This is a genomic window from Nocardioides sp. CCNWLW239, from assembly GCF_037137035.1.
Lineage (GTDB): Bacteria > Actinomycetota > Actinomycetes > Propionibacteriales > Nocardioidaceae > Nocardioides.
This window is the reverse complement of record NZ_JBBBNW010000003.1, coordinates 452,118-470,794: the sequence shown is the minus strand read 5'-3', so window position 1 is coordinate 470,794 and position 18,677 is coordinate 452,118. Positions and strand designations below refer to the sequence as shown.

18 protein-coding genes and 1 riboswitch are annotated in these 18,677 nt (G+C 70.1%); of the genes, 8 read left to right on the top strand and 10 right to left on the bottom strand.

Annotated elements, in window-relative coordinates:
• Window position 1 precedes the first annotated feature (1 nt).
• A complete protein-coding gene (locus WBG06_RS14075) occupies window positions 2-793 on the bottom strand; it encodes an isocitrate lyase/PEP mutase family protein (RefSeq protein ID WP_336737447.1) in 792 nt (263 codons plus the stop codon).
• 64 nt (window positions 794-857) lie between these two features.
• Between WBG06_RS14075 and WBG06_RS14070 the strand changes: the two genes are divergently transcribed.
• Window positions 858-1,763, top strand: a complete 906-nt coding sequence (locus tag WBG06_RS14070) for a cation diffusion facilitator family transporter (RefSeq protein ID WP_336737446.1) — start codon at window positions 858-860, stop codon at window positions 1,761-1,763.
• Between the two features lie 51 nt (window positions 1,764-1,814).
• Here WBG06_RS14070 and WBG06_RS14065 read toward each other — a convergent pair whose 3' ends face one another.
• Window positions 1,815-2,498, bottom strand: coding sequence for a TetR/AcrR family transcriptional regulator (locus WBG06_RS14065; RefSeq protein WP_336737445.1), 684 nt, complete (start codon window positions 2,496-2,498; stop codon window positions 1,815-1,817).
• A gap of 119 nt (window positions 2,499-2,617) precedes the next feature.
• Window positions 2,618-2,932, bottom strand: a complete 315-nt coding sequence (locus WBG06_RS14060) for a DMT family transporter (protein ID WP_336737444.1) — start codon at window positions 2,930-2,932, stop codon at window positions 2,618-2,620.
• A gap of 10 nt (window positions 2,933-2,942) precedes the next feature.
• Window positions 2,943-3,006, bottom strand: a riboswitch (guanidine-III (ykkC-III) riboswitch).
• A 104-nt stretch (window positions 3,007-3,110) separates the two neighbouring features.
• Here WBG06_RS14060 and WBG06_RS14055 point away from each other — a divergent pair.
• Together WBG06_RS14055 and galK are read left to right on the top strand one after the other, a co-directional pair.
• Window positions 3,111-3,686: a LysR family substrate-binding domain-containing protein gene (locus WBG06_RS14055; protein ID WP_336737443.1), complete on the top strand. Its 576-nt coding sequence runs from the start codon at window positions 3,111-3,113 to the stop codon at window positions 3,684-3,686.
• A gap of 146 nt (window positions 3,687-3,832) precedes the next feature.
• Window positions 3,833-4,993, top strand: a complete 1,161-nt coding sequence (gene galK / locus WBG06_RS14050; RefSeq protein WP_336737441.1) for a galactokinase — start codon at window positions 3,833-3,835, stop codon at window positions 4,991-4,993.
• 340 nt (window positions 4,994-5,333) lie between these two features.
• On the opposite strand, the gene WBG06_RS14045 is transcribed toward galK, so the two are convergent.
• The 4 genes from WBG06_RS14045 to WBG06_RS14030 form a co-directional block, all read right to left on the bottom strand.
• Entirely contained in the window at window positions 5,334-6,263 is a 930-nt protein-coding gene (locus tag WBG06_RS14045; RefSeq protein ID WP_336737440.1) for a patatin-like phospholipase family protein, read from the bottom strand.
• Between the two features lie 74 nt (window positions 6,264-6,337).
• Entirely contained in the window at window positions 6,338-6,859 is a 522-nt protein-coding gene (locus tag WBG06_RS14040) for a nucleosidase (protein WP_336737439.1), read from the bottom strand.
• 123 nt (window positions 6,860-6,982) lie between these two features.
• A complete protein-coding gene (locus WBG06_RS14035) occupies window positions 6,983-8,197 on the bottom strand; it encodes an acyl-CoA dehydrogenase family protein (protein WP_336737438.1) in 1,215 nt (404 codons plus the stop codon).
• Window positions 8,197-9,561, bottom strand: coding sequence for an acyl-CoA dehydrogenase family protein (locus WBG06_RS14030; RefSeq protein WP_336737436.1), 1,365 nt, complete (start codon window positions 9,559-9,561; stop codon window positions 8,197-8,199). Before WBG06_RS14030 ends, WBG06_RS14035 begins: the two co-directional genes overlap by 1 nt.
• A gap of 95 nt (window positions 9,562-9,656) precedes the next feature.
• On the opposite strand from WBG06_RS14030, the gene def reads away from it, so the two are divergent.
• On the top strand, window positions 9,657-10,268 hold the full coding sequence (def, locus tag WBG06_RS14025; RefSeq protein ID WP_336737434.1) for a peptide deformylase: 612 nt from the start codon (window positions 9,657-9,659) through the stop codon (window positions 10,266-10,268).
• A 42-nt stretch (window positions 10,269-10,310) separates the two neighbouring features.
• Here def and lhgO read toward each other — a convergent pair whose 3' ends face one another.
• Window positions 10,311-11,501, bottom strand: coding sequence for an L-2-hydroxyglutarate oxidase (lhgO, locus tag WBG06_RS14020; RefSeq protein ID WP_336737433.1), 1,191 nt, complete (start codon window positions 11,499-11,501; stop codon window positions 10,311-10,313).
• 264 nt (window positions 11,502-11,765) lie between these two features.
• Between lhgO and WBG06_RS14015 the strand changes: the two genes are divergently transcribed.
• The 3 genes from WBG06_RS14015 (at window position 11,766) to WBG06_RS14005 (ending at window position 15,171) form a co-directional block, all read left to right on the top strand.
• A complete protein-coding gene (locus WBG06_RS14015; protein ID WP_336737432.1) occupies window positions 11,766-12,668 on the top strand; it encodes a patatin-like phospholipase family protein in 903 nt (300 codons plus the stop codon).
• A gap of 198 nt (window positions 12,669-12,866) precedes the next feature.
• Window positions 12,867-14,471, top strand: coding sequence for an ABC-F family ATP-binding cassette domain-containing protein (locus tag WBG06_RS14010; protein WP_336737431.1), 1,605 nt, complete (start codon window positions 12,867-12,869; stop codon window positions 14,469-14,471).
• Between the two features lie 4 nt (window positions 14,472-14,475).
• Window positions 14,476-15,171, top strand: a complete 696-nt coding sequence (locus WBG06_RS14005; RefSeq protein WP_336737430.1) for a Pr6Pr family membrane protein — start codon at window positions 14,476-14,478, stop codon at window positions 15,169-15,171.
• Here the strand turns inward: WBG06_RS14005 and WBG06_RS14000 are convergent.
• The gene (locus WBG06_RS14000; protein ID WP_336737429.1) at window positions 15,158-16,135 is read right to left on the bottom strand and encodes a GNAT family N-acetyltransferase; all 978 of its coding nucleotides are present in this window, start codon (window positions 16,133-16,135) and stop codon (window positions 15,158-15,160) included. The genes WBG06_RS14005 and WBG06_RS14000 overlap by 14 nt on opposite strands.
• A gap of 41 nt (window positions 16,136-16,176) precedes the next feature.
• Window positions 16,177-17,166, bottom strand: a complete 990-nt coding sequence (locus WBG06_RS13995) for a LacI family DNA-binding transcriptional regulator (RefSeq protein WP_442945462.1) — start codon at window positions 17,164-17,166, stop codon at window positions 16,177-16,179.
• A 205-nt stretch (window positions 17,167-17,371) separates the two neighbouring features.
• Between WBG06_RS13995 and WBG06_RS13990 the strand changes: the two genes are divergently transcribed.
• Window positions 17,372-18,640, top strand: a complete 1,269-nt coding sequence (locus WBG06_RS13990) for an extracellular solute-binding protein (RefSeq protein WP_336737425.1) — start codon at window positions 17,372-17,374, stop codon at window positions 18,638-18,640.
• Window positions 18,641-18,677 lie beyond the last annotated feature (37 nt).

The following is an 18,677-nucleotide window of genomic DNA, read 5'->3' as shown; positions in this document are numbered from 1 at the left end:
GTCAACCAGCGTTGCGAAACGCCGCAGCACCCTCGGCGGCCAGCTCGGTGTAGCCGGTCGTCCCGGCGCCCAGCAGCTCCTCTGCGGCACGCTTGACCGCACCGAGAGCCGCGAAGGCGAAGGCACCCCCGACCGAGATGCGCGCCGCACCGGCCTCGGCCAGCTCCGGGACCGAGGGACCACCCGGGAGCAGCAGGACGTTGACCGGGCGGTCGACGGAGCCGACCAGGCGGCGTACGTCCTCCATGGCGACGACGCCCGGCGCGAAGAGCACATCGGCGCCGGCCTCCTGATAGGCCTGGAGGCGTGCGATCGTGTCGTCGAGATCGTCGCGGCCGCGGATGTGGTTCTCGGCGCGGGCGGTGAGGACGAACCCGTCGCCGGCGGCTCCGGCCGCGGCCGCGACCCGCTCGGCGGCCTCCTCGACGGAGTAGATCGTGTCCTTCTCGATCCCGGCGTAGTCCTCGATCGAGCCACCCGCCAGCCCGGTGCCGACAGCGAGCCGGAAGGTCTCCTCGACCTCGGCGGTGGTGGCCGCGAAGCCGGCTTCCAGGTCGGCCGAGACAGGCACCTCGACCGCCTCGACGAGCGCGGCGGCGTGCGCGATGACCTCGTCCCGGGTGACGTGGCCGTCGAGGCGGCCCAGGGTCGCTGCGTACCCGCTGCTCGTCGTGGCCAGCGCCGAGAAGCCCAGCGAGGCCAGGAGCCTGGCCGAGCCCGCGTCCCAGGCGTTGGGCATCAGCAGCGGACGGCCGGGCATGTGCAGCGACAGGAAGTTCTCGGCGAGCGACATGCCGTTCACCCTGCCATGGGACGGCGCAGCCGAGAACCGGATTTCCGGCCTAGGATCGATTGACATGGGCCACGATCACGACCCCATCTCACCCGCGGCGGACCGGCGCTACCTGATCGCCGCGATGACGCTCTTGGGCGTGTTCCTGCTCGGCGAGGTGGCGGTCGCGATCCTCGCCGACTCGCTCGCCCTGCTCGCCGACGCCGGCCACATGCTCACCGACGTCGGTGCGATCGCGGCGGCGCTGTGGGCGATGCGGCTGGCCGCGCGGCCGGCGCACGGGCAGTGGACCTACGGCTGGAAGCGCGCGGAGATCCTCTCCGCCGCGGTCAACGGGATCACCCTGCTCGTCTTCGCCGCGGTCGTGGCGGTGGAGGCGGTCCGGCGGCTGATCGACCCGCCGGACGTCGAGGGATGGCCGATGCTCGTCGTCGCCCTCATCGGCTGTGCCGTCAACGTCGTCGCGGCCGCCCTGATGGCACGCGCCAACCGCACCTCCCTCAACGTCGAGGGCGCCTACCAGCACGTGCTCTCCGACCTCTACGGCTTCATCGGCACCCTCGTCGCCGCGGTCGTCATCCTGCTCACCGGCTGGACCCGCGCCGACCCGGTGGCCTCCCTCGTGGTCGTCGCCCTGATGACGTACGCCGGTGTCTGCCTGCTCCGCGACAGCGGCCGGATCCTGCTCGAGGGCGCGCCGGCCGAGGTCGACGTCGAGGACCTGCGCCGGCATCTGCTCGAGGTCGACGACGTGGTCGAGGTGCACGACCTGCACGCCTGGACCGTGACCTCCGGCCTGCCGGCGGTCTCGGCCCACCTGACCTTGCGCCCGGAATGTTTCCTCGATGGCAGCGCACCGCAGGTCCTCGACCGGGTGCAGGCCTGTCTGGCCGGCCACTTCGACGTCGAGCACTCCACCTTCCAGCTCGAGCCCGAGACCCACCTGGCCCACGAGCCCGGGATGCACTGAGACCAGCCGGCCTCGGTCGGCCTCGGTCGGCCTCGGTCGGCTCGGCTCCGGTCAGGCGCGCGCGAGCGCGTCGAGCGCCGTCTCGCGCGCGTGGTCGATCGCGTCCTCGGCGATCCCGCACAGCCGCAGGCAGGCCGAGGCGATCGTGGCGACCGTCGTGCTGCCGACCCGGCCCTCGCGGCGGAGGCTCACGACGCTCTCGACCATCTGGACGATCAGCTCACCGAGCCCGGGCTCGGTGCTGCTCTGCGAGACCCGCTCCCCCGCGGCTCGCCGCGCGACCCGCCCGTAGCCGGCGACCAGGTCGCCTCGGAGATGGCTGTAGCGGTCGTAGACCGGTGAGGCGATGACGTCGGGGAGCCGGTAGAGCATGCCGATGTTGTGCGGCATCGCGACCAGAGCGCTCATGTCGCTGACGGCGAGAGCGTAGAGGCCGGCGTCGGGGGTGACGGCGCCCATCCCGGCCTCGATCTTCCCGGCCTGCTCGACCCGGTCCTGGACCGAGCGTTCGAGGAGCACCGCGAGGATCTCCTCCTTGCTGCCGAAGTGGTAGTAGATCGATGCCTGCCTCAGCCCGGCACCCTCCGCGATCTCGCGCGTGGTGGTGCCGGCGTAGCCGCGGCTCACGAAGAGCTCAGCGGCGGCCGCGAGGATCTGATCTCGGGGGTTCGCCGCAATCTTGCCGGGGAGCAACCGTGGACGGCCGCGACCCGGACGCGGCGAGATCTGTGACACCGTGGCATCGCCTTTTTCTGTCGTACGATAGATAACACTGGAGGGGGAAAGTTTCGCACTCATATCGAAAGAGTCAAGCGCCAGACGACGTGTCCCCCGGCTCGACCCGGCACGTGATGTCAGTGCGTGAGCTTGAGGCCGACGACGCAGCCGACGAGCGCGACGATCAGCAGGACGCGTACGGGGCTGATCGACTCCTCGCCGGCCATCATCGAGTAGCCGACCGTGAGGGCGGCGCCGATTCCGACCCAGACCGCGTAGGCAGTGCCGATCGGCAGGGTGCGCATGGCCATCGCGAGGCCCACCAGGCTGCCGATCAGGGCGACGCCGAACACGATCGACGGGACCACTCGCGTGAAGCCCTCGGTGCGTCCCAGGGCGAGTGCCCACACGGCCTCGAGGACGCCGGAAACAACAAGAAAAAGCCAGGACATGACCACTCCAGACGGCCGTCTTGTCGCGCTTCCGGGTACGGCTCCCTCGTCCGGCAGCCGGTCTCGGCTGACGTCTCCGACAGTAGCAAAACTGTCACACGATAGAAACTTTCCGACGCAGTGGAACGTGGTGTTCTTCAACACGGGATTCTGGCCGCATCGGTGGGAGGATGAGTGGGTGACCTTCACCGTCGGCTTCGTCACCGGAGCCACCCCCGACAAGTGGGCCCGGATCTGGCGCGAACGCAGCCGCGAGCGGCTCGAGCTGATCCCGGTCACCGAGGAGGAACAGGAGCGGCTGCTGCGCGAGGGCGAGCTCGACATGTGCCTCGTACGCCTCCCGGTCGACCGCGACGGCCTCCACTGCATCCCGCTCTACGATGAGCGGCCGGTCGCGGTGATGGGTCACGAGCACGTGCTCTCCCTCCTCGAGGAGGTGACCCTCGACGACCTCGACGAGGAGCAGCTGGTCATCCCCGAGCGCGGCGGCTGGACACCGAGCGTCGACCAGCTGGCGTGGCCGCCGATGAACGAGAAGGACGCCATCGAGACGGTCGCCGCCGGCACCGGGGTGGCCATCGTGCCGATGTCGATCGCCCGGCTCCACCACCGCAAGGACGCCGTCTCCCGGCCGGTGGCCGGACTCGAGCCCACCACCGTCGGTCTGGCCTGGCTCATCGAGAACGACGACGAGCGCGTGCAGACCTTCATCGGCATCGTCCGCGGCCGCTCGCGCAACTCCTCCCGGAGCTGAGCCGTCGGCAGAGGCTTCCCAAAGTGGCCGTGTTCGGCGTCCTCCGCGGCTTCGACGCCACCGCGCGTACGGCCGCAGTGCGCGTCATCGCGGTCTACTGAGCCCCGGGTCCGCGCGGGCCTCTCGCACCCGGCAGACTTTGCACCATGCTCGAACCGACCGACCTCACCACCCGCGCGTCCGAGGCGCTGCGCACCACCTTCGGCACCGAGGCCACCGTGGTCGGGAGGGCCCCGGGTCGGGTCAACCTGATCGGCGAGCACACCGACTACAACGCCGGCCTGGTGCTCCCGGTGGCACTCCCCCACGCCACCTACGCCGCGGCCGCTGCCCGCACCGACGGCGTGATCCGGATCGCCTCGGCCCAGGAGCCGGAGCCGTTCACCGGCCACGTCGACGATCTCGGTCCGCAGATCGAGGGCTGGGCGGCGTACGTCGCGGGGGTGCTGTGGACCCTGCGCGAAGCAGGTCTCGTGACCGGCGGCCTGGACATGTACCTGGAGTCGTCGGTCCCGCTCGGCGCCGGCCTGTCCTCGTCGGCCTCGGTCGAGTGCGCCACCGCGATGGCGGCCCTCGGCGTCGCCGGCCGGGCGCTCGACGAGGACCTGCGCCGCGCCGTCGTCGCGGCCGGGATCCGGGCCGAGACCGAGGTCGCCAACGCCCCGACCGGCGGGATGGACCAGTCGGTCGCGGTCTTCGCCGAGGCCGGCGGCGCCCTGCTGATCGACTTCGGCTCCGGCGAGCACCGCAACGTCCCGCTGGCCCTGGGCGAGCGCACCATCCTGGTCACCGACACCCGGGTCAAGCACCAGCTCACCGACGGCGGCTACGCGTCCCGGCGTGCCCAGTGCGAGAAGGCCGCCGCCGACCTCGGGCTGCGCTCGCTCCGCGAGGCCACCCTGGACCAGGTCGAGACCCTCGGCGACGACGTCGTCCGCCGCCGGGCCCGCCACATCGTCACCGAGATCGCCCGCGTCGAGCCGACCGTGACCGCGCTCGGTGCCGGTGACTGGGCGGCGATCGGTGACCTCTTCGCCGCCTCGCACGCCTCGATGTGCGACGACTTCGAGATCTCCGTGCCCGAGCTCGACCTGGCCGTCGCGACCGCGGTCGACGCCGGTGCCGACGGCGCCCGGATGACCGGCGGCGGTTTCGGCGGCTCGATCGTCTCGATCCTCCCCACCGACGCCGTCGAAGCGGTCAGCGGCGCGATCGACAAGGCCTTCGCGGCGGCCGGCTATGGCGCCCCGGCGCACCTGATCGCGAGCCCGTCGGCGGGCGCGATGTTCACCGAGGTAACTCGGTGAGGTCGCACTGACTTCGTGGAGCTCCACGAAGTCAGCGACTACCCACCGAGTTACCTCGGTCAACATCCCGACGCGCCCGGCCACCCGGCCCAAGCCCGGCGCGACGCCCACCGAGGTACCTCGGCGAGGTCGCACTCACTTCGTCGAGTTCCACGAGGTCAGTGACCGCCGACCGAGCTACCTCGGTCAACATCCCGACGGCGCACCGATCACCCGACCGCAAGCCCGACGCGACGCCCACCGAGGTACCTCGGCGAGGTCGCACTCACTTCGTGGAGCTCCACGAAGTCAGCGACCACCCACCGAGGTACCTCGGTCAACATCCCGACCGCGCACCGAGTCAGACCAGCCCCGCCTCCCCCAACACCCGCGTCGCGGTGTCCGCCGCGGCCTGACGTGCCGCCCGCAGCAGATCGATGTCGGTCTCCGTACGGCCGGGGATCGGGTCGCCGGCGTCGGGCGCGACGGTGAGCGTGTGTACGCCCGCGAACCTCCCGGCCCTCATCTCCGCGACCGTCCTGCGGTAGCGGTCCGGACGGCCCCGGTAGAGATCGCCGAGCTCGGGGTTGACCCGGCGCAGGTAGCGCTCGATGACCCGGTCCGCCGGGCCGTAGCTGGGCGCGGTGCCGAACGGCCGGGTCACCAGCACGATCGCGTGCGTAGCTCCGAGCACCGCCGCCGAGGCGACCGGAACGGCTTCGACCAGCCCGCCGTCGAGCCAGCGGCGACCGCGTACGGTCACCGGAAGGCCGCCGGCCAGAGGCAGCTGGCTCGAGGCGATCACCGAGTCGGCGAGATCGGTGGCGTCGGTGAAGTCGGTGAGCGGGACAGCCTTGGCGGTGACCACGTCGGTGGCGACCGCCGCCAACTTCGGTGCCCCCTCGCGCAGCGCGAGCGACCATTCGAACAGCTCCGCCGAGCGTGCGGTGATCCCGCGCGTGTCCACCATCGACTTACGTCGCAGCATCCGCCCGGCGCCGATGTATTCGGGTGAGGCGAACACCGAGGCGTACGACTCGCTGAAGGCGCCGATCGTCCCGGCCGCCACTGCGGTCGCGTTGGCGGCGCCGGCAGAGGTGCCGACGACCAGGTCGACGGCATCCACCAGGCCCTGGTCGGCGAGCACCGCGGCCATCGTCGCCGACAGCATCCCGCGCATCCCGCCACCCTCGATCACGAGGGCCAGGGTCGCCCCGTCGTCTCTGTTCCCACTGTTCCCGCCGAGACGGGACCGGAGCAGCTCAGCCACTCCCGATTGCGATGCGTCCACACCCGAATTGTGAGGCTACCGACGAGTAGGACGCGGCATCGGGTCGCTCCGACACGCCCGGACAGGGGCCCACGTCACACGTTCGCGGCGAGCCACGCGCCCAGGTCGCGCGCCGAGCGGTCGACGACGGCGGCCCACTCGAGGGCGCTCTCGTCGGCGTTGTCGGAGACGTGCTTGACGATCCGCACCGGGACGCCGGCCTCCCGGGCGGCCCAGGCGACGGCGAAGGCCTCCATGTCGACCAGGTGAGCGCGCCTGGCGAGCTCGGCACGGACGGCCGTGTCGGTGACGAAGAGGTCGCCGGTGGCGCACACGATGTCCGACTCCCCGACCTCCAGCGCGTCCTCGACCTGGTGACCCAGCGCCCGGATGGCTGCGGTCGAGAAGTCGTGGTTGAGCACGGTCCCGACCTCATAGACCCCGGCGTGGCCGTCGCGCAGCGCCCCGCAGGAGCCGATGTTGACGACCTGCCGGATCGTCTTGTTCGCCGCCAGCACCCGCGAGACGGCCGAGGCGGAGGCCACCTTCCCCATCCCCGTGATCACCACCTCGAGCCCGGAGGGAACGTGGGCTGCCTCGGCCCTGGTCGCTGACACCACAAGAACGCTCACGGCCGGTGACCCTACCGTCACCCCGAGAACCAGATGCCGAGTCGGCGCGTTCTGACGCGCCGACTCGGCATGAGCTCCGGTCAGGATGAGCCGGCTCGGCCCGGTGCTCTATTTGAGCTCGGCAGAGGAGAGCCCCAGGACCCGGCGAGCCACGATCAGCTGCTGGATCTGCTGGGTGCCCTCGAAGATGTCGAGGATCTTCGAGTCGCGGGCCCACTTCTCCAGCAGCTCGCCCTCGGAGTAGCCGATGGTGCCGGCCAGCTCGACGCAGGACAGGGTCACGTCCGAACCCATCCGGCCGGCCTTGGCCTTCGCCATCGAGGCTTCCTTGGAGTTGGGCTGGCGGTTGTCGGCCATCCAGGCTGCCTGGAGCATGAGGAGGTAGGCCCCCTCGTAGTCCGACTCCAGCTGGATGAACTTCGCCGCGGCGGCGGACTGCAGGTGAGCCGGCCGGTCGTAGTCGATCTCCACCCCGGCCTTCTCGAGCAGGTCCCGGGTGTAGTCGAGCGCCGCCCGAGCGCAGCCGACGGCCATCGAGGCGACCAGCGGACGGGTGTTGTCGAAGGTGGCCATCGCGCCTGCGAAGCCTTCCTTGACGTTGATCTCGGGGCTCCCGAGCAGGTTCTCGGCAGGCACCCGGCAGTCGGTGAAGGTGATCGTGGCGGTGTCGGAGGCCTTGATCCCGAGCTTGTGCTCGAGACGCTCGACCTTCATGCCCGGCGTGCCCTTCTCGACCACGAACGACTTGATCGCGGCCTTGCCGAGCTCCTTGTCGAGGGTCGCCCACACCACGACCGCGTCCGAGCGGGCGCCGGAGGTGACGAAGATCTTCTCGCCGTTGAGCACGTAGTGGTCGCCGTCGAGCGTGGCGGTGGTCTTGATGTTGGCCGAGTCCGAGCCGGTGCCCGGCTCGGTGATCGCCATCGAGGCCCAGATGCCGTCGAAGCGCTCGTGCTGCTCGTCGTTGGCGACCGAGGCGATCGCCGAGTTGCCGAGACCCTGGCGCGGCATCGCGAGCGTCAGGCCCACGTCGCCCCAGCACATCTCCGAGACGGAGAGGACCGAGGACATGTTGGCGCCGTTCTTGACCGAGCCGTCGTCGGGCTTGTCCGAGCGGCGTACGCCGGTGGCGCCCGCGCCCTCGCTCTGTCCCGACTCGGCCAGGCCGTCGGCCATGGCGGCGAGCATGTCGAGCTCGGTCGGATATTCGTGCTCGGCCTTGTCGTACTTGCGTGAGATCGGCCGCAGCATGTTCATCGCGACCTGGTGGACCTGCTCGCGCAGCGGCTTGAGCTTCTTGGGGTCTTCCAGATTGATGGCCATCAGACCAGCACCGTGCCTTCCATGATCCCGATCGCACGCAGGTCGCGGTACCACCGCTCCACCGGGTGCTCCTTGACGAAGCCGTGACCACCGAGCAGCTGGACGCCGTCGAGGCCGATCTGCATGCCCTTGTCGGCGCACAGCTTGCGGGCCAGCGCGATCTCGCGGGTCGCGTCGATCCCCTGGGCGACGCGGGACGCGGCCTTGTAGGTGACCAGGCGCATCGCCTGCAGCTCGATCGCGATGTTGGCGACCATGAACGCCACCGACTGGCGATGGGCGATCGGCTCACCGAAGGCCTCACGCTCCTTGACGTAGGGCGTCACGTAGTCGAGCACGGCCTGCCCGACGCCGATGGACAGCGCGCACCAGGCAAGGCGGGAGAGTCGCACGGCCTCGGTGTAGGTCGAGCCGTCGGTCTCGCCGAGGACCGCCGTGGCGGGGACCTTCACCTCGGCCAGGGTCAGCTTGGTCAGCGAGGCGGCGCGTACGCCCATCGCGGGCTCGGACTCGATGGTGATCCCGGGGGTCGAGGACTCGACCAGGAAGAGGGCCGGCTTGCCGTCGAGACTGGCGCCGACGACGAACAGCTCGGCCTCGGCGCCACGAGCGACCAGCGACTTGGTGCCGTTGAGGGTGAACCCGTCGGCGGTCATCGTGGCGGTGGTGGCCGGAGACAGTACGTCGAAGAGAACCCGGTCCTCGTTGAGCGCGAACGCGGCGGCCGGAACCGAGCCTTCCGTGAAGGCCGGCAGGTAGGTCTGCTGCTGCTCGTCGGTGCCCCAGAGACCGAGCGCGGTCGCGACCGAGCCGGGTGCGAGAGCGGCAACGGCCAGTCCGAGGTCGCCCTTGGCGAGCGCCTCGGCGACCAGCGTGCCGGCGACCGCCGAGCGGGTCTCGGAGATGCCGCCGAGCTCCTCGGGGACGCCCAGGATCGGCAGCCCGATCTCCAGACTGGACTTGAGCAGCTCGTCGGGAGCGGCGCAGGCCTCGTCGGCCTCGGCCGCAGCGGGACGCACGACCTCCGCGGCGAACTCGGTGACCACGTCGACGAGCATCTGCTCGTCCTCGGTCGGGGTCAGGTCGAAGACACCCCGCGGGATGGCGTTGGGAACGCGCACGCCCGGAGCGCCCTGCTTGCCCTTCTTCTTGAACGCGCGACTGGTCGCGGCCATCGTCTTGAACCCGCTGCGGGTCACCGTGAAGACAGCCTGCTCGGCCTGCTTGCGGACACCGAGCCGGTCGAGCACAGGACTCTGCGAGAGCTTGCGCAGACCAGCCACGGCGAACCCGATCGGATCACGCGACTCACCGGACGGGACGCCGTTCGCGATCCCGCCACGTAGGCCTTGGAGGATACTCATGGGTAGAACTGTAACTGGGAGTTACAACGCGGTCTACAGTTCAGGGTGGTGATGGGGGTAACAAACGACGTACGTCTTGTTTATAGGCTTGGCACATGGCCGACTCCTCACTCGAATCCCGTGCTCCGCTCGCGCCCCACGGCGCCCTGCCCGAGGGCGGGAAGGTGCGGCCGATGACCCGCTGGGGCACCCCCGTCATGCACCGGCCCAAGAAGCAGGTCGAGGTCTTCGACGACGCCCTGACCGCCCTGGCCGCCGACATGGTCGCCACGATGTACGCCGCCGAGGGTGTCGGACTGGCCGCTGACCAGATCGGCGAGGACGTCGCCATCTTCGTCTTCGACTGCCCCGACGCCACCGGCCAGCGCACCGTGGGCGTCGTCTGCAACCCCGTCCTGACGCTCCCCGAGGGCGAGGACCGCCACCTGGACGTCGACCTGGAGGGCTGCCTCTCCTTCCCCGGCGCCTTCGTGGACTGCGCCCGCCCCGACTGGGCCGCCGTCGACGGTGTCGGCCTGGACGGCGAGCCCGTCCACTTCGAGGGCAACGGCCTGCTGGCCAGGTGCCTTCAGCACGAGACCGACCACACCAACGGCACCGTCTTCGGCGACCGCATCTCGGCCAAGGCCCGCAAGAAGCTCACCAAGGAGCACGACCGCCTGGCGAAGGACTTCCCGCTCGACTGGCCCGCCACCCCCGCCGAGTAGTCGGTTTCTGACGCCGAGTAGTCGAACGCTGGCGTCGAGAAGTCAGAAGATCCGGTCGACGACGTACTCGGCGATGGCGAGGCTGGACGTCGCGGCCGGGCTCGGCGCGTTGCGCACCGAGGTGATGCCGTCGGCGTGGTGGATGACGAAGTCGTCGACCAACGACCCGTCACGCTCGACGGCCTGGGCGCGGAGACCCAGCCCGGCCCGGACGACGTCGCTGGCACCGATCTCCGGTACGTAGCGCTGAGCGTCGCGCATGTAGGCGTGCGCCGAGAGTACGCCGCGGAGCTCGGTCAGACCGGTGCGCCAGTGCCGCGCGCTGAACCGCCAGAAGCCCGGCCAGGCCAACGTGTCGGCGAGGTCGCGCGGCGTCAGGGAGGCGCGGCCGTAGCGGCGCCGGCTCAGGGCCACGAAGGCGTTCGGACCGACCTCGAGCCCGCCGCCCACCCGGCGCGTGAAGTGCACCCCCAGGAACGGGTAACGAGGATCGGGGACCGGATAGACCATGCCCTTGACGAGATCCTGCTTCGCTTTGCTGACCTGCATGTACTCACCGCGGAACGGGACGATCCGGGGCGCCTTGGGGCCACCGGTCAGCTCGCCGAGCCGATCCGACTCCAGACCACCGCAGACGACCAGATGGTCGACCTGGGTCCGCCCGGTGGGCGTCTCGACGTCGATCCCTCCGTCGGTGCGGTGGACGCCGGTGACCTCCTGCCCCAGGCGTACCTCTCCCCCGGCTTCGATGATCGTGCGGCCGAGCGCCTCGGCGACGGCGACGTAGTCGATGATCGCGGTCCTCGGCGAGTGCAGGGCGGCCAACCCCACCGCGTACGGCTCGATCTCCTCGATCTCCTCGGGGCCGACGCGCCGCAGACCGGGAACACCGTTGTCGGTGGCCGTCCTCTCCAGCGCACCGAAGCGCGCCATCTCGGAATCATCGACCGCGACGACGAGCTTTCCGCACTCCTCGAACGGGACCCGGTGCTCGGCGGCGAACTCCTTGAGCAGGTCCCGCCCACGCGTGCAGAGCCGGGCCTTGAGGCTGCCGGGCTTGTAGTAGATCCCCGCGTGGACGACGCCGGAGTTGTGCCCGGTCTGATGGGCTCCGAGCCTGCCCTCCTTCTCGAACACCACCACGGTGTCTTCGGGGCGTCGCAGCAGGATCTCGCGGGCGACCGCGAGTCCGACGATCCCGCCGCCGATCAGGCCGACACGGCTTGTTGTCATGGTGCGCTCCTGGATGCTCACGGACCTGCTGCATGCGACACGTTAGACGTTCGGCGCCGACGCGGTGAGCGATCCGGAACGCGGGAGATATCCGTGTGCGCACCGTCCCGCCGCCGTGCTAGCTTCACGTCGATCGTGATCTATCGGCAGGAGGTGAGTCCCGTGCACACAGCGTCCACAGCGGGTGCTCCCCTGCAGTCCACGGTCCGGCGACTGCGCTGATCGCCGACGGGAGCGCCGACCCGAACCCCGAAAGGCACTCCCATGAGCACAACACCTGACCCACGGCGGCTGCGCGCGCTGGTCCTCGGCGGCGGCGGATCGACCGGCAACGCCTGGCTGATCGGCGTGATCGCCGGGCTGAGCGACGGCGGGCTGGCGGCTACCGAGGCAGACCTGGTCATCGGCACCTCCGCCGGAGCGACCGCCGCTGCCCAGATCGCCGGCGCGAGTCCCGGCGACCTGCTCGCCGCCACCCTGGACACACCACCATCGCCGCGTCGAAACGACCCGGGCCCGCCTCCTGGTGCCGGAAAGGCGTCGTGGACGGACCATCTGGAACGGACCAACGCCATCATCGCCGCCTCCGCCGACCTGGCGGACATGCGTCGCCGGTCCGGTGCGAACGCCCTCGAGCTGGCGACCGAGGCGGGTGAGTCCGCACGCGCCCGGTGGCGCGAGACGGTCGCCTCCAGGCTGCCCAGTCCTCGGTGGCCGGCGCACGCGGTGCACCTCACCGCCGTCGACGCGGAGACCGGAGACCCGGTCGTGTTCGACCGCGACAGCGGCGTCGACCTGATCGACGCGGTCGCGGCCAGCTGCGCCGGCGGACCTGCGTACCGGATCGGGTCGCGCAGCTATATCGACGGCGGCTACCGTCGTTCGAGCGAGAACGCCGACCTGGCAGGTGGTTATGGACGGGTGCTCGTGCTCTCCCCGCTCGGTGGTCGCACCCGGCACCCGGCGTCCTGGCGCAGCGACCTCGCGACGCAGGTCGACGAGCTGCGTCGCGGCGGCAGCCGGGTCGAGACGATCCTGCCGGACGCCGACTCGCTCACCGCGTTCGGCGACAACATGATGAGCCCGGCAACGCGCGCACCGGCTGCGAGAGCCGGTCACGACCAGGGGCGTCGACTCGCCGGGCTGCTCGCCGACCTCTGGGACTGACGCGAGGCGTCGCGGCCGCAACGGGCCGGATAACCCGTTGCGGCCGCCCCTGGGCGTACCGGAGACTTGTGGCTCCGACGTCACCGACCAGAAGGACTCATCGTGCTCATCCGCGAGCTGTTCACCGCCCTCGTGCGCTGACCTCGTCGATCCTCCGGGCTCCGACGTCAGCGTCCCGCTGACACCTCCAGGAGCTCTATGAGTACGCAGCACCCGGCCGTCGTTCTCGACGGCATCTCCCTTCTCTGGCCCGACGGCGCCATCGCGCTGAGCGGCCTCGACGCCACCTTCAACCCCGGGCGCACCGGTCTGGTCGGCACCAACGGCGCCGGGAAGTCGACCCTGCTCAGGATCGTCGCCGGCGACCTGACCCCCACCTCGGGGTCCGTCTCGGTCAGGGGTCAGGTGCGCTATCTGCCCCAGCACATCACCTTGCAGGCCGAGGCCACGGTGGCCGACCTGCTCGGCGTCCGTGATCGTCTGGACGCCCTCCAGGCGATCGAGTCCGGCGACCCCGATCCGCGCCACTTCGAGGCGCTCGCCGACGATTGGGGCATCGAGGAACGGGCGCGCGCCGCACTCGGAGCCGCCGGGCTGGACGACCTCGGTCTCGATCGTCGGGTGGCGACACTGTCCGGCGGCGAGACGGTCGCGACCGCCCTGACCGGGGTCGGCCTCTCGGGCGCCGAGATCGCACTGCTCGACGAGCCGACCAACAACCTCGACCGGGAGGCCCGACGCCGTCTCTACGACCTCATCGCGGGCTGGCGCGGGACGCTGGTGGTGGCCAGCCACGACCTGGAGCTGCTCGACCTGATGGACGAGACCGCCGAGCTGCGCGGCGACTCGGTGACGGTCTACGGCGGTCCCTACTCCGCCTTCCGCGAGCACGTCGAGCGCGAGCAGGCGGCAGCGGAGCAGGCGCTGGCGACGGCAGAGCAGAAGCTGCGTGTCGAGAAGCGCCAGCGGGTCGAGGCGCAGACGAAGCTGGCCCGGAGGCAGCGCTATGCCCGCACCGACTACGAGAACAAGCGCCGACCGAAGTCGATCATGAAGGCGCGTGCCGGCGAGGCGGAGGTCTCAGCGGGCAAGCTCAGAGGAGAGCTCGACGAGAAGATCGACCGGGCGCGCGAGCTCCGTGACTGGTCGGCCGAGCGGGTACGTCGCGATCCTCGGGTCACGATCGAGCTGCCCCCTCCCGGGCTGCCCGCGGGCCGTCGGGTCGCGGAGCTGCACGACGTCAGCGGCGGCACCATCGTCGTCCAAGGCCCCGAACGGCTCGCGCTCACCGGTCGCAACGGCGCCGGGAAGACCCGGCTCGTCGAGACGCTGGTCCGTCCTCGGCCCCACGGCCAGGAGCCCTACGCGACCCCGCTCAGCACCCGGATCGGCTACCTCCCGCAGCGGCTGGACCATCTCGATGACGCCACCACTCTCCTGGAGACGGTACGCATCGCGCGGCCGGACGCCGATCCCGAGGAGGTCCGCGCGACGCTGGCGGGGTTCGGTTTCCGTGGTGACGTCGTGCACCGGCAGGTCGGTGACGTCTCCGGCGGGGAGCGCTTCCGGGTCGCGCTGGCCACCGTGCTCCTCGCGGATCCGCCCAACGAGCTGCTCGTGCTCGACGAGCCGACGAACAACCTCGACATCGCCACCGTCGAGCAGGTTGTCGCCGCGCTCGACGCGTACCGTGGCGCACTCCTCGTGATCAGCCACGACGACACGTTTCTCGGCCGGTTGCGCATCGACACCTACGTTCACCTCGAGAACGGCCGACTCGCCGCGTCTCGGCGGCTACGGTGATCTCGTGACAAGGACCTGGTCGTTCCTTCGACTCGCCATGGCCGCGCTGATCCTCGCCGCGATGGCGGCGGAGTTCCGCGGAGCACTGAGCACCACACCCGCCGAAGGTTCCAGCATGGCGACGGTGGTGGTGAACTACTTCAGCTACTTCACGATCGAGTCGAACCTCTTCGCGGCGACGGCCCTCATCTGTGCGGGGATCTGGGCTCTGACCCGGCGCACCGAGGAGCCCATCTGGATCGCCGTGCTGATGGCGGCGGCGACGACGTACATCGCCATCACCGGCCTGGTCTACAACCTGCTGCTGCGCGGCCTCGTACCGGCGGCATACCCGTGGGCCAATGAGGTCCTGCACCTCATCGGCCCACTGTTCCTCGTGATCGACCTTTTCATCGCTCCCCCGCGGCGGCGCCTGCCCTGGCGCACGGTCGGCACCATCATCGCGTTCCCTGTCGCCTGGGCCGCCTACACGCTGGTCCGCGGCGACCATGTCGTCAGTCCCGTCACCGGGGACCCATGGTGGTACCCCTACCCGTTCCTCAACCACCATCTGCAGGGTGGCTACGCGGTAGTGACCGCCTACGTCATCGGTATCGCTGCCGCCTTCACCCTGGTGGCCTGGGGCGTCGTCGCCGTCGGGCGGAGACGCTCGCCCGTGGCCACCGACGACGGGGACATGGCCGGACTCAGCCCTGCTTGATCATCCAGCGCTCGGGCGCGGGCAGCGGCTTCCAGCCGTACATCGCATAGAGCTCGTGGGCGTCTTCGGTGGCGAGCAGGGTGCGCTTGATCCGGAAGCGCTCGAGATCGGCGACGATGCCCGACATCAGCAGCTTGCCGACACCTTCGCCGCGCACACCGGGCTCGACGATGACGTCGCACAGCCAGGCGAAGGCGACGAAATCGCTGATCACGCGCCCGAAGGCGACCTGATGGCCCGCAGCGTCGTAGACGCCGTAGCAGCGTGAGGCCTTGTTGGCCGCGTCCTGCATCTCCCGCGTCCGGTCGCCGGCCCAGTAGGACTGCGCGAGCATCCGATGGACCCAGTCGGGGTCGATCCGGGCCTGGTCCGCGGAGAAGGAGTACGCCGCGGGCGCATCGGTCGGCTCCGCGCTCAGCAGACCCAGCAGGTCGTCCGGCTCGGGCTCTGACTCTGGCTGGGGCTGCGTGGTCTGCGGGGCGACCGCCGGCGCCTCGACGGCCCCGGCGAACCCCGGGCCGGGATCCGGCGTACGCCCGGCCTGGTAGGCCAGCGCCGCACCGTTCGCCAGTCTGTCGGCGGCCTCGTTGAGCGGGTGCCCGGAGTGGCCCTTGATCCACTCGAACCGGACGTCGCGGCCCTGCATCGCCGCGTCGAGCTCCTTCATGATCTCGACGTTGAGGACGGGTTTGCCGTCGGCCTTCTTCCAGCCCTTCCGCTTCCAGCCGGCCATCCACTTGGTGACCGAGTTGATCACGTACTTGGAGTCGCAGTAGATCAGCAGCGGCTCGTCGGTGTGCGCCGTCTGCCGCAGCAGGTCGAGGACCGCGGTCAGCTCACCCTGGTTGTTGGTCCCGTGCGGCCACCCGCCGCACGCCCAGGTGGACTCGTCCACATACCAACCCCACCCCGCAGGCCCCGGGTTCCCGAGCGCCGACCCATCAGCAGCAGCCACAATCGTCACGCGCCCATCCTGCCAGCCGCCGGCCGGGCCTCTCCGGGCGGTCAGGGGGTGACGCGGGGGCCGGAGGCTGTGGAGCCTCTCACCACGAGCTCGGGATGGAAGACGAACTCGGAGTGCGGAGCACCGGTGCCGGCGATCTCGTCGAGGATGGCGCGGACGGCGGCCTGACCCATCGCCTGGACGGGCTTGCGGACCGTGGTGAGCGGCGGGTCGGTGAAGGCGATGAGCTGGGAGTCGTCGTAACCGACCACGGAGATGTCCTCGGGGACTCGCAGGCCGCGCGAGCGGGTGGCGCGGATGGCCCCCAGGGCCATCATGTCGCTGGCGCAGACGATCGCGGTGCAGCCCTCGTCGAGGAGCTCGGAGGCCGCGGCCTGGCCGCCTTCGAGCGTGAACAGCGAGTGTCGGATGTGGCCCTTCTCGATCACGTCGGGGTCCAGCCCGAACCGGTCGGCGATGGTCGCGACGAAGCCGTCGATCTTGCGCTGGACCGGGACGAAACGGCGGGGGCCGACCGCCAGCCCGATCTTGGTGTGGCCGAGCGTGGCGAGGTGGGTGACGGCCAGCTGCATCGCCTCGCGATCGTCGGGCGAGATGAACGGCGCCTTGACGTCGGGAGTGAAACCGTCGAGGAGGACGAACGGGACACCCTGGGCACGCAGCTTGTCGTAGCGCGTCATGTCCGCGGTGGTGTCCGCGTGCAGGCCGGAGACGTAGATGATCCCGGTGACTCCGCGGTCGACGAGCATCTCGGTGAGCTCGTCCTCGGTCGAGCCGCCGGGGGTCTGCGTCGCGAGCACCGGGGTGTAGCCCTGGCGGGTCAGCCCCTGAGCGATGACCTGGGCCAACGCGGGGAAGATCGGGTTGTCGAGCTCGGGCGTGATCAGTCCGACCAGGCCCTCGCTGCGCTGGCGCAGCTTGACGGGACGCTCGTAGCCGTGGACGTCGATCGCCGCCAGCACCGCCTCGCGCGTCGCCGCGGCGACGCCGGGCTTACCGTTGAGGACCCGGCTGACCGTTGCCTCGCTCACACCCGCATGGGCCGCGATGTCAGCAAGACGGGCAGAGGCTGGTGTTATGGGCACGGTCACATCATGCCCTCTCCCCACACCCTCTGCAAGAAGTTTCAGCAAGTTTGCAACTTTTGCTGAAAGGCTCTTACATTCTCCTCGACGCGGGGTTACCTTCGTCACACCCCCGGGCGGATCGCCCGGCCCCATATTCGAAGGAGAACTCATGCGACGTGGCATCGTGGCCACCGCAGTGGCGGCATCGCTCGCCCTCGCGGCATCGGCATGTGGCGGTAGCAGCGGCGACAGCAGCGACGGCCCGGTCACCATCACCTGGTGGGACACCTCGAACGCGACCAACGAGGCGCCGACGTACCAGGCTCTCGTCAAGGACTTCGAGAAGGCCAACCCGGACATCAAGGTCAAGTACGTCAACGTGCCCTTCGACCAGGCACAGAACAAGTTCGACACCGCGGCCGGCGCCAGCGGTGCCCCGGACGTCCTGCGCGCTGAGGTCGGGTGGACCCCGGCGTTCGCGCAGAAGGGCTACCTCGCTCCTCTCGACGACACCGAGGCGCTCGAGGAGAAGGACTCCTTCCAGCCCAACCTGATCCAGCAGGCCGAGTACGACGGCAAGACCTACGGCGTCCCGTTCGTCACGGACACGCTTGCGCTGGTCTACAACAAGGCGCTCTTCGAGAAGGCCGGCATCACCGAGCCGCCGGCGAGCTGGGACGACCTGAAGGCCGACGCCGCGACGATCAAGGACAAGACCGGCGTCGACGGCTACTGGGGTTCGACCTCGGGCTACTACGCCACCCCGTTCCTCTACGGCGAGGGCACCAACATGGTCGACACCGAGGGGAAGAAGATCACGATCACGACCCCCGAGACGAAGAAGGCCATGACCACCTGGCAGGGCCTCTTCGACGGCAAGGGCCTGCACAAGGCCGACACCACCGCCGACGCGTACGCACACATCCAGGACGCGTTCGTGAACGGGAAGGTCGCTGCGATCATCCAGGGTCCGTGGGAGATCACGAACTTCTACAAGGGCTCGGCGTTCTCGGACAAGAACAACCTCGGCATCGCGACCGTCCCGGCCGGCTCGACCGGCGAGGCCGGCGCCCCGACCGGCGGCCACAACCTGTCGATCTACGCCGGCTCCGACGAGGCGCACCAGGAGGCCTCGGCGAAGTTCGTGAAGTTCATGACCTCCGCAGAGAGCCAGGAGCAGATCGCGCTGAAGAACTCCACGCTCCCGACCCGCGACGACGCCTACACCGACAAGGTCAAGGCCGACCCGGGCATCGCCGGCTTCCAGACGGTGCTCCCCGCCGCCCAGCCGCGACCCGAGCTGCCCGAGTACTCCTCGCTGTGGGGTCCGATGGACCAGGAGCTCCCGAAGATCGCCTCCGGCGAGGAGACCCTCGACGAGGGCCTGGCCACGCTCGAGACGGCCTTCGCGGACCTGCTGCCCGACTTCTCCAAGTGAATCAGTTCGAAGTGAACCAGCAGGAAGACCACGTCGT